General features: G+C 70.7%; 10 protein-coding genes. 4 read left to right on the forward strand and 6 right to left on the reverse strand.

The genetic code is table 11. The features are described 5' to 3' along the window. Window positions 1-28 precede the first annotated feature (28 nt). Entirely contained in the window at window positions 29-280 is a 252-nt protein-coding gene (locus ACFC02_RS20880) for a tautomerase family protein (RefSeq protein ID WP_376359174.1), read from the forward strand. Window positions 281-742: 462 nt separating this feature from the next. After that, window positions 743-3,070 (forward strand): spherulation-specific family 4 protein, encoded by a 2,328-nt coding sequence (locus ACFC02_RS20885; protein ID WP_376359149.1) that lies wholly within the window; start codon window positions 743-745, stop codon window positions 3,068-3,070. 13 nt (window positions 3,071-3,083) lie between these two features. Here ACFC02_RS20885 and ACFC02_RS20890 read toward each other — a convergent pair whose 3' ends face one another. The 4 genes from ACFC02_RS20890 to ACFC02_RS20905 all read right to left on the reverse strand — a co-directional run bounded on the left by ACFC02_RS20890 (window position 3,084) and on the right by ACFC02_RS20905 (window position 5,699). Next, entirely contained in the window at window positions 3,084-3,215 is a 132-nt protein-coding gene (locus ACFC02_RS20890; protein WP_376359152.1) for a hypothetical protein, read from the reverse strand. Between the two features lie 74 nt (window positions 3,216-3,289). Next, complete coding sequence (locus tag ACFC02_RS20895) at window positions 3,290-3,523, reverse strand: non-oxidative hydroxyarylic acid decarboxylases subunit D (protein ID WP_360970827.1); 234 nt, start codon at window positions 3,521-3,523, stop codon at window positions 3,290-3,292. A 101-nt stretch (window positions 3,524-3,624) separates the two neighbouring features. Then, complete coding sequence (locus tag ACFC02_RS20900) at window positions 3,625-5,052, reverse strand: non-oxidative hydroxyarylic acid decarboxylases subunit C (protein WP_376359155.1); 1,428 nt, start codon at window positions 5,050-5,052, stop codon at window positions 3,625-3,627. Window positions 5,053-5,108: 56 nt separating this feature from the next. After that, window positions 5,109-5,699, reverse strand: a complete 591-nt coding sequence (locus tag ACFC02_RS20905; protein ID WP_376359158.1) for a non-oxidative hydroxyarylic acid decarboxylases subunit B — start codon at window positions 5,697-5,699, stop codon at window positions 5,109-5,111. Between the two features lie 96 nt (window positions 5,700-5,795). Between ACFC02_RS20905 and ACFC02_RS20910 the strand changes: the two genes are divergently transcribed. Continuing rightward, a complete protein-coding gene (locus tag ACFC02_RS20910; RefSeq protein WP_376359161.1) occupies window positions 5,796-6,689 on the forward strand; it encodes a helix-turn-helix domain-containing protein in 894 nt (297 codons plus the stop codon). Window positions 6,690-6,796: 107 nt separating this feature from the next. Here the strand turns inward: ACFC02_RS20910 and ACFC02_RS20915 are convergent, their stop codons facing one another. Then, entirely contained in the window at window positions 6,797-7,954 is a 1,158-nt protein-coding gene (locus ACFC02_RS20915; protein ID WP_376359165.1) for a Dyp-type peroxidase, read from the reverse strand. Between the two features lie 215 nt (window positions 7,955-8,169). Between ACFC02_RS20915 and ACFC02_RS20920 the strand changes: the two genes are divergently transcribed. Further along, entirely contained in the window at window positions 8,170-9,381 is a 1,212-nt protein-coding gene (locus ACFC02_RS20920) for a right-handed parallel beta-helix repeat-containing protein (RefSeq protein WP_376359168.1), read from the forward strand. 7 nt (window positions 9,382-9,388) lie between these two features. Here the strand turns inward: ACFC02_RS20920 and ACFC02_RS20925 are convergent, their stop codons facing one another. Continuing rightward, complete coding sequence (locus ACFC02_RS20925; RefSeq protein ID WP_376359177.1) at window positions 9,389-10,078, reverse strand: hypothetical protein; 690 nt, start codon at window positions 10,076-10,078, stop codon at window positions 9,389-9,391. Window positions 10,079-10,295 lie beyond the last annotated feature (217 nt).

The following is a 10,295-nucleotide window of genomic DNA, read 5'->3' on the forward strand; positions in this document are numbered from 1 at the left end:
CGTCACCGAGCACGACGCGGATCACGTCATCGCCCTCGATGCCGGCCTCGGTTTCGCACGCACCGGCCGGCTGGTGATGATCCAGATCTTCACCCAGTCGGGACGCGCCACCGAGGTCGAGCAACGCGTCTTCGAGGCCGTCGCCGAGCAGCTGGAACCCCTCGGCGTCGGCGGCCAGGACGTCTTCATCGACATCGTCGAGAACGGGCCTCAGGACTGGTCGTCCGGCTTCGGGCGCGCACAGTACACCGAAGGCTTCCTGCGCGTCCCCAGCCCCTGACACCATCCGCCCCGCAACCGGGCGCAGGAACGTGGGACCACGCCGCGCCCCTGTCCGCTCCCGGCGTCACCACGTCCTGCCTCACGGCGCGATATGCAGCGGTTGATGCGCACCCACACTTGGTGATCACCCGGAGGACGTCGTACCGGAAGGAGGAATTCACCGACCGTCCCAGCCCGGGCTTCCTGGTTCCTCTTGACTGACAAGGTCTTCCATCGGTGACCGCCGCCCGACAGGCGACGGTCACCGATTCCTTCTCATTCCAGGGAGAGCTGCACCAAGGTGCGCACATTTCTGAGAATCTCCTGCACATGGGTGGCAAAGGCCGCGGTATTCGCGGCTTCACTACCGCGGTACGCCGGTCCCGGCGGTCCGGCCCGTCGGCGGGACAGCCACAGCGTGCGGCGGCCGTTGGTCGCCCTCACGGTGGCCGTGGCGATACTCGGTGGCCTTCTCACGTCGGTGCAGACCGCTCAGGCGGCGACGTCGGCGAGGTCGGCGGCCGATGTCGCCTCGGCGATCACCACGGCCACCACGTCGAGCGGGGACTTCGCTCTCACTCTGAAGGCCTCTGACATCGGCGCTGACCCGGCCACCCTGCGCGACATCGTCCCGCAGATGCAGGCGGAGATAGCCGACCACGGCGGGCTGGGCGAAGCGATCAAGCAGGACATCGCGGCGGACTCGGTCAACGGTGCCGCGATCGACACCTCGGACTGGCCGAGTTTCGACGGCACGGTGGCCGCCACCTCCGGCGGTGACGGCTTCACCGTCACCGTTCCCGCCGCCGAGGTCGAAGCCACCGGCGGCTTCTGGGCATGGGTCGCCTCCACGGTCATCGGCTGGGCCGCCGGCTACGGACTGCGAGTGCTGTGCATCGGGGGCCTGACGGCCTCCGGTGTGGGTGCCGCGATCATCCCCCTGGTCTGCACCCCGTTGCAGACCACGGTGACCGCCATGGTGACGATGATCGTGAAGCACGGCTTCGACAAAGACCTGGGTACGCCCCAGGCGACCCGGGACATCATCATCGCCGGTCTGCTGGGACTGGCCGGCGGTTACACCTGGGAGAAGTACCTGGCGCCGTGGGCGAAGGCCAACCTCGCCACGGCCTTCAAGAACTTCGGCAACTGGCTGAAGGCGCAGGCCCCGGGGCTCACTTCCCGGTTCGGCAGTACCGTCGGTGACGGCGCGCGGGCCGTCGGAGACCAGATGACCGAGCTGGAGGAACTCCTCAACGAGGCGATGCGGGACTGGGGAGGGCTCAACACCGGAACCAGCGAGCAGCAGATCGCCGTCGCCTCGTACATCTATCCCACCGACCCCGCGTGGGACCGGCTGATCGCCTCGCCCTCCGACAAGACCACCGTCGTGGTGGCCAATGTGCTCAACGGGCCGGGTTCGGCGGCCGACTCCTCCTGGGCCCGTGTGATCGACCGGGCCGCCGCGTCCGGCAAGAAGGTGCTCGGCTATGTCGACACCGGGTACATGGGGCTGGCCGACAACCGCGCCACCCGACTCGGTTCGAAGGCCGCCGCCGACTGGATCATGCAGATCGAGGAGGACATCAACGCCTGGTACAGCCTCTACGGCAGCGCCATGGGCGGCATCTTCTTCGACGACGGCTACAACGAGTGCGGCACCGGCAACGAGGTGCCCACCTGGTACCACGAGATCAACAACTACGTGAAGCGCGCCCACCCGGGAGCGATGACCGTGCTCAACCCGGGCGCGATCGTGCCGCAGTGCTACGAGGGCACCGCCGATGTGCTGCTCACCTACGAGGGCAGTTACGCCGGTTACGTCGGCTCCGGCTACCAGAACCTGGGCTGGACACCGAAGAGCCCCTCGGAGATCTGGCACATCATCTACGACACCCCCGCGGACCAGGTCCAGGCGGTGGCCAAGAAGGCCGAGGAGCGCGGAGCGGGGTATGTCGACATCACCGACGACACCCTCTCCAACCCCTACGACACGCTGCCGGCCGGCAGTTACTGGACGGCCGAGCAGGGCGCGGTCGAGGGCGGCTCACCGAGCGTCGCCCCTGCCGACGCCTACACCACCGGTGGCAGCACGCCGGCCGCGCCGGCCGCTCTGAAGGTGACCAAGTCGGACTACACCTCCGCCACGCTCACCTGGTCGCCCGTCAGCGGTGCCGCCCAGTACGAGCTCGAAGTGGGCTCGCACGTGCTGAAGCTGCCCGGGACGATGACGACTGCGACGGTCGGCGGACTGACACCGGGCGGCAAGGCATACGGCATCGCCGTGAGCGCCCGGGCCGCCAACGGCGACGCCTCCGGCTACTCCGCCCCCGTCACCGTCACGACCATGTCGCTGCCGGGCGGCAAGACGGTCAGCGGTGTGAGCGTGTCCGCGTCGGCGTCGTCCACGACCTATTCGGCGGACTTCCTGGTCCCGTACTCGTTCCACCGCCTGTACGTCTGGTCGGGCGACGGAACGGGCTGCGACGCGCCCGCCTGGCCGATCAACTACAACGCGTGGAATTTCGTCTGCGCGGACTACATGGTGGAGGGCACCACGCTCTACCGCTACGCCAGTACGGTGTACGACGGGAGTTGGTCGTGGACGCCGGTGGCGACCGTACCGGTCACCGTCAGCGGCTACACGTACACCTGGACCCTCCCCCTCGGTACCTCCACGGCCGCGACGAAGAACTTCGTGCTCCAGGCGGAGGGCTACAACACCCGCACGGAGATCTTCTCGCCGTGCGGTGTGTCGGCCACCGCCCTGGGCGGCGGGCCCGACGGCAACGGCCGGTACTGCGCCTGATCGGTCCGGGGCCTCAGCAGACCGCCCGCCCGCACACCAGCCAGGTGTGCGGGCGGGCGGCGGCGTCCGCGGCCCGGGTGCCACCGGGCAGGCCCTGGGCCTGGACCAGGAGGCAAGCCCGGGCGAGGCCCTTGGTCAGGATCACGAAGATCCCTGCCGGCAGGTGGTGTTCATGGCACACCCGTTGCCGGACCCGGGCGAACGAGTGCCGTACGCCTCTCAGGCCACAGTGCGCAGCGGCGGCACCGTCGGAACCTCGGAGGCGGCCTCGATGTCCTCGGGGGTCAGCCGGAACTGCTCGGGGTAGGCCTCGCGTCGGGTGCGGCGGGCGGGTTCGGTGGTGCGCCAGGTGTACAGGCAGCGTCGGCACTGCAGGACGTCCCAGACGCCGGGGACGGGCGAGGAGTGCAGCGTCTCGATGGTCCCGAAGGCGCAGCGGGGGCACTCGGTCATGCGGTATCTCCTTCTCGGAGGTCGGAGGTCGGGGTGTCGGGTGCGCGAAGGGCGCGGAAGGGCGCGGAAGGGCGCGGAGGGGCGCTGGGGCGCCAGGTGGCTCAGCCGCGTGCGGCCATGAGGCCCTGGATCCTGGTCACCCAGTCGCGCGTCTCGGGCAGGTCCTTCGCCGGCGTCGAGAAGTTGCCGCGTACGTCCGGGGAGACCGGGGTGGTGGCATCGATGATCATCTTGCTGGTGATACCGGCGGGTTGCGCGGCGGGCGCCAGTTCGACGACCGGCAGGTTGGGCATGATCAGCACGTCGCCGGACGGGTTGACCTTCGCGGACACGGCCCACATGACCTGGGGCAGGTCGAAGGGGTCGACGTCCTCGTCGACCACGATGACCGTGGTGATGTACCCCAGCCCGTGCGGGGTCGTCATGGCGCGCATCGCGACCGCCTTGGCGAAACCGCCGTAGCGCTTCCCGGTGGAGATGATCGCCAGCAGGCCGTGCGTGTACATGGCGTTGACGGCCTGGACCTCGGGGAACTCGGCGCGCAGTTGCTTCAGCAGCGGGACACAGGTGTTGGGTCCCACCAGGTAGTCGCACTCGGTCCACGGCATGCCCAGGTAGAGCGACTCGAAGACCGGGCGGGTGCGGTAGGAGACCCGGTCGACGCGGATCACGGGCATCCGGCGGCCACCGGAGTAGTGTCCTGTGAACTCTCCGAAGGGCCCCTCGATCTGGCGCTTGCGGCTCTCCACGACGCCCTCGATCACGACCTCCGAGCCCCAGGGCACGTCGAAGCCGGTGAGCGGGGCGGTGGCGATCGGCACGGGCGCGCCGCGCAGGGCGCCCGCCATCTCGTACTCGCTCTGGTCGTAGCGCATGGGCATGCCGGCCACGATCGCCATCACCGGGTCGTTGCCGAGGGTGATGGCGATGGGCAGGTCCTCGCCCCGCTCCTCGGCCTTGCGCAGGTGCAGGGCGACGTCGTGGACGGGGACGGGCTGGATGGCCAGCCGGTTGCGGCCGACGACCTCGAGGCGGTACGTGCCGACGTTCTGCTTGTCGAAGCTCTCGGGGTCCTCGGGGTCGCGCGAGACCACGGCGGCCTTGTCGAGGTAGAAGCCTCCGTCGCCGTCGTTGAGACGGAACAGGGGCAGCACGGAGAAGAGGTCGATGTCGCCGCCCTCTTGGCTGTTGGCGCGCCACGGCGCGTCCTCGCGTCGTTCGGGCGGTACGGGGAAGGCGTCCCAGCGCCGGGCGAACTCGGCCACCTGCTCCTTGACCGGGGTGTGCTTGGGCATCCCGAGGGCGAGCGCGTGGTTGGCCCAGGAGCCGTGCACGTTGAGGGCGATGCGGGCGTCGGTGAAGCCCTTGACGTTGTCGAACCAGAGGGCGGGGGCGCCTTCCCCGATCCGGCCGGTGGCGTTGGCGGCGGCGGCCAGATCGGGTTCGGGCAGGACTTCCTCGGTGACACGTAGCAGTTGCCCTTCCTGGTCGAGGGTGTCGAGGAAGGAGCGGAGGTCGTCGTAGGGCATGGGTACTCCGTGACAGGTTGCTGCGGAAGCGGGACGGGAGCCGACCGTGGTGTGCGTCAGGACGCCGGCCGCAGGGCCCGGGCGGCCCGCATGCCCTCCCACCGCTTGGCGGCCGGGGCGGGCAGGTCGAACTGGTCGAGGAGGCGCGCGACGAGGTGGTCGACGATGTCGTCCACGGTCCGCGGATGGTTGTAGAAGGCGGGCATGGGCGGCACCATCCGGACGCCCATCCGGGACAGCGCGAGCATGTTCTCCAGGTGGATCTCGCTCAGCGGTGTCTCCCGGGGCACCAGCACGAGCGGGCGGTGCTCCTTGAGGACGACGTCCGCGGCCCGGCCCACCAGCCCGTCGGCGTAGCCGGCGCGGATGCCGGCGAGCGTCTTCATCGAGCACGGCACGATCACCATGCCGTCGGTGCGGAAGGAACCGGAGGAGATGACGGCTCCCTGGTCCTCCGGGCGGTGCACGACGTCGGCCAGGTCGCCGACCGAGTCCGCGGACAGGCCGGTCTCCAGTTCGATCGTGGTGCGTGCCCACCGGCTGAGGACGAGATGCGACTCCACCTCCGGAAGCTCGGCCAGTGTCCGAAGGAAACGGACACCGAGGACGGCACCCGTGGCACCCGTGATCCCCACGATCAGTCTCATACAACGGCACCTCTCACCCCTGCGGCGCTGACCTGCGCCGACGTCTTCACCCTAGGAGCGCGGCCATGGCACACGGCGGTAAGCTCGGGACTCACGATGGGCAAAAACGGACAGTCTTCCTCACCGGTGATCCGGGAGCTGGTGTTCCGGCACACGGCCGGGTCGCCGCCCGGTCTGGAGCTGATGGATCTGGCGGGGCTGGCCGGGCGCGCGCTGCGGCACGGCAACGATCCATACGCTCCCCTGCGGCCGGCCTTCCACCAGCTCGTCGCGGTACGCTCCGGCCGGCTCACCGTCTCCGTGGACTTCACGACGTACGAGCCGGCGGCGGGCGACTGGCTGTGGATCCGGCCGGGACAGGTGCAGCGCTGGGGCCCGGACCTGCCCGAGGCGGACGGCGTGGTGGTCGCCTTCCCGCCCGGCTTCCCGGACGCGGCGACCACCGCCGCTACCGTCGCCGACCCGCCCTTCGCGCGGGGCCCGCTCGGCCCGGCCGGCCCGGTTGCCGAGGGGCTGCGGAGGGCTCTGGACCACCTGCGGTACGAGTACGACGCCGCGTCGGAGCTGCCGCTGGAAGCGCATCTCAGGGTGTTGCGGCACCTGCTGGCAGTGCTGGTGGAACGGCTGACGGCGGCCTACGCAGCCGAACCCGGCAGGCCGGTGCCGAGCGAGACGTTCCGCCGCTTCCACACGGCCGTCGAGCGGGACTTCGCCGTCACCCGGCGGGTGGAGGACTACGCCGCCGCTCTCGGTTACAGCCGGCGTACCCTCACCCGGGCCACGGAGGCGGCCACCGGGATGTCGGCGAAGCGTTATGTCGATGAACGGGTGGTTCTGGAGGCCAAGCGGGAGTTGGCCCACGGCGGGCTCCCCGTCGGCGCGGTGGCCGAGCAGCTCGGGTTCGCCGGGGCCGGTGACTTCACCAAGTTCTTCCGGCAGCGCACCGGAACGACACCGACGGCCTTCCGCCGGACGGCACGGGGCGGGTAGCGACCGTCGGTCTCGATGACCACTGGGAGACCTGCTCCTCCCCCTCCTTCCTGGTCCGCGCCGCCGCGAGCCGGCCGCCTGATCAGGTCGGAGCCACAGGCGCGTGTTCAGCGGAACAGCTGGAAGCCGAGGGGGTGTTGTCGGTCGAAGCCGGGGAGGATCAGGAACGTCGCGCCGGCGGTTGTGGTGGTGAATGACAGCAGTGCGTCGGAGGTGTCCATGTGGGTGAGGGTGGCGGTGAAGGTCCGCAGGTCGTTCTGGAAGCTGATGAAGAGCAGGCCCGGGGCGGGGTCGTCGATGCTGTAGGAGCGGCGGAGCATGAGGCCGGTGCCGACCACGGCGGGGTTGGCCCTGCGCACATGGGCGTCCGCGGGGACGACGTAGCGTCCGTCCGCCGTCTTGGCGCCGAGTTCCGGCCCCGAGGCGACGGTGCCGCCGGAGAGGGGGACGCCGCTGGCTCGGCGCCGCCCGAAGACCGCTTCCTGCTCGGCCACGGACAGGGCGGCGAACCGGGGCAGATCGAGTTCCATGCGCCGCAGTACGGCAAGGGTGCCGCCGGCGACCGCAGGGGGGCCGGCCAGCCACAGGTCGCGTTCTTGCTCGGCGGCCGTGTGCGGGCCCACGATGCCGTCGATGAAACCGAGCGGGTTCCGTGGCGCGGTGAGGCCGTTGCCCATGGGCACGTTCGCACCGCGGCGTGCGGACTGCCGCCAGCGTTCGTGGATGCGTTCACCGGCCTGGTCCACAAGCGCGGCGGCGACGACCGGCAGGAGCAGCGCGTCGCCGGCGCAGATCTGCATCAGCAGGTCGCCGCCGCGCGCTCGCGGGTCCATCCGCTCGCGGGAGAATTCCGGGAGGTCGATCGCGCCGGGCAGCGAAACCCCGGCCGTGCGCACCAGCCGGGGGCCCACGCCGACGGTCACGGTGAGGTCGCCCGGCGGCAGGCCCAGCAGCCGCCGGTCGGTGCCCGCGACGAGGGCGCGGATGGCCTGGCCGAGTTCGGCCAGCAGCGGTCCGGGAGCCACGTCGGCATCGAGGTCGGCCACCACGGCCAGCAGGTTGCGCTGGGCCGGTTGGGGAAGCGTGACGCCTGCCTGGTGCCGGCCCGTCGCCGGAACCGTCACGGGCGTGGACGATGCGGAAGGAGCGTGCCGGCCCGGCTGCGCGGCGTCCGCTGTGCACCCGGCGGTGAGGCCCGCGGCCACCACGGCGCCGGTGACATCGAGGAACGTGCGGCGCGACGGGTGGTGATCGGGTCGGTGCATGGGGGCAGAGTGCCACAACCGGAGAGCGCCTGCCGGTCAACCCCCTGTTTTGGGCGAGGAATTGGACCTCGTGCGAGACTGGGATCATGCCTCGATTAGCTCTTCGTGTGTTGGCGGCGGTACTGGTCACGCTGACCCTTGTGGCCGGGTGCGGCGGTGGTGACGGCGGATCAGGCGAAGGCCGGCGACCGGCCGGTGCGCAGGTGACGATCCGGGTGCCTGCCGATGCCCCGACGATCTCGGCTGCGGTGTCCTTGGCCCGGCCCGGTGACCTGGTGCTGGTCTCTGCGGGGGTGTACCACGAGTCGGTGAGGATCGACACGGCGCGCGTCACTCTTCGCGGTGTGTCCCGGGACAAGGTCGTCATCGACGGACGGTTGCAGCAGCCGAACGGTGTCGTCGTCGCGGCGCCCGGGGTGGCCGTGGAGAACCTGACCGTGGAGAACAACACGCAGAACGGGGTCCTGGTCACCGGTTCGGCGAAGGCGGCCGCCGGGCTGCCGGGGCGAAGCGGGGGCTACGACACCGGCGAGGAGCCCGTCACCTTCCTGAAGTCGTTCCTGGTCTCGTACGTGACCGCGACCCGCAACGGCCTGTACGGCATCTACGCGTTCTCCGCGCAGAACGGTGTCATCGAGCACTCGTACGCGTCGGGCGGGGCCGACTCGGGGATCTACGTCGGACAGTGCAAACCCTGTCGCATCGTGGTCCGGGACAACATCGCCGAACTCAACGCGGTCGGTTACGAAGGCACCAACGCCGGCGGAGACATGTACGTGGTCGGCAACCGCCTGGTCGGCAACCGGGTCGGACTCACCACCGACTCGGACCACCAGGAGAAGCTGCTCCCGCAGCAGGGCGCTGTCATCGCGGGCAACCTGATCGCCGCCAACCAGCAGCGGGCCACCCCGCAGCAGGCCGACGGCGGGTGGGGCACCGGCATCGGCATCGACGGCGGCAGCGACAACCAGTTCGTCCGCAACCGCATCTCCGGCAACGGCAACGTCGGGCTGGTGATCACCGCGACCGCCGACATACCCCCGGTCGGCAACCAGATCGTGGACAACACGTTCACCGGCAACGGTGTCGACGTCGGCTGGACGTTCCCCACCGCCACCCGGGGGCGGGGCAACTGCCTGCGGGGCAACGATCTGCGGACCACGGTGCCCGCCCGGCTCGCGACCACCGCGTCCTGTCCGCGTCCGGCCGGGTCGCCCTCGCCGGCCGGCAGGTGGGCGACGCCGACAGCGCCCGGTGGCATCCCCTTCACCGAGGTCACGGCGCCTGGTCCGCAGCCGCAGTTCCCCCACGCCGCCACTACGGGCGCCACCGTCGTGCCGGCCGTGCCGGCCTTGCCGAAGACAGCGGGCATCCCCTTGCCGCCGGCGTCCCTGCTCGCCTCGAACGCACGGGTGCAGACGTCCTGAACTGCGGCTACGGTGCCGGGGTGGCTCCCGGCACCGGCTTGACCGGAACGTACTCGTGGGTGTCGAAATCGATGACCACGGGTTGCGGCTCGGAACCCACGCCGACGCGGACCCGGTACATGGTGCCGTCCGAGCCGACCCAGTAACGCACGTTGCCCGCCGTACCGGAGCGGTTGCGGGCGGCCGGCCCGGTCATGACGTCCACGCCATGGCCGTCCACCTGGTCCCGTCCCCACCAGGCGGCGCCGTTCTGCGGCAGGAGTTCGGCGTTGTCCGGACGGTCGCTGCCGAGACCGAGCGCGATGGTCAGCGAACTGTCCAGGGCGCTGCCGGACGACAGCATCGGACGGCTGTACCAGCCCGATCGGGGCGGCGCCGCGGGTGCGTACGCCGGAGTCTTCGTCATCGGGTGGACCGACACCGAGGTGGCCGTCCATTCGATCAGCCCGTCGCTGGACGTGGCGCGCCCGGTGCCGCGCACCACGCCGTAACCGAGCTTGCCCCGGTAGTCGACGGATCCCGTGACGGTCAGCCCGCCGGCGGTGCCCGGCACGGTGATGGTCACCGCGCGACCGCGCGCCTCGTAGTTGCGGAACCGCGTGATCGCCAGCCGGTTCGCCTCGTCCGACGTCAGTGCGCGCGGACCGGTGGGACCGGAGCCGTCGCCGACGGCCAGGAACACGGCTACCGCAGCCACCACGGCGGCGGCTGCGCCGATGGCGGCTGCCGCCCGGCGAGGTCGCGGCCATCGGCGTCTTTGGGCCGCACGGTCCGGTGGGGCCTGCCGGCTTCTCGCACTGCGCGTGCGGCTCGACGCTGACACTCTTCGATTCATCCTCTCGCTCGTCCTCTTGCCCCGCCGCCGTGCGGTCGTGGCGTCACTCGGCGGTCCGGTGACAGACGACGTCTCGGCC

The organism is Streptomyces sp. NPDC056160 (assembly GCF_042268205.1).
GTDB lineage: Bacteria > Actinomycetota > Actinomycetes > Streptomycetales > Streptomycetaceae > Streptomyces.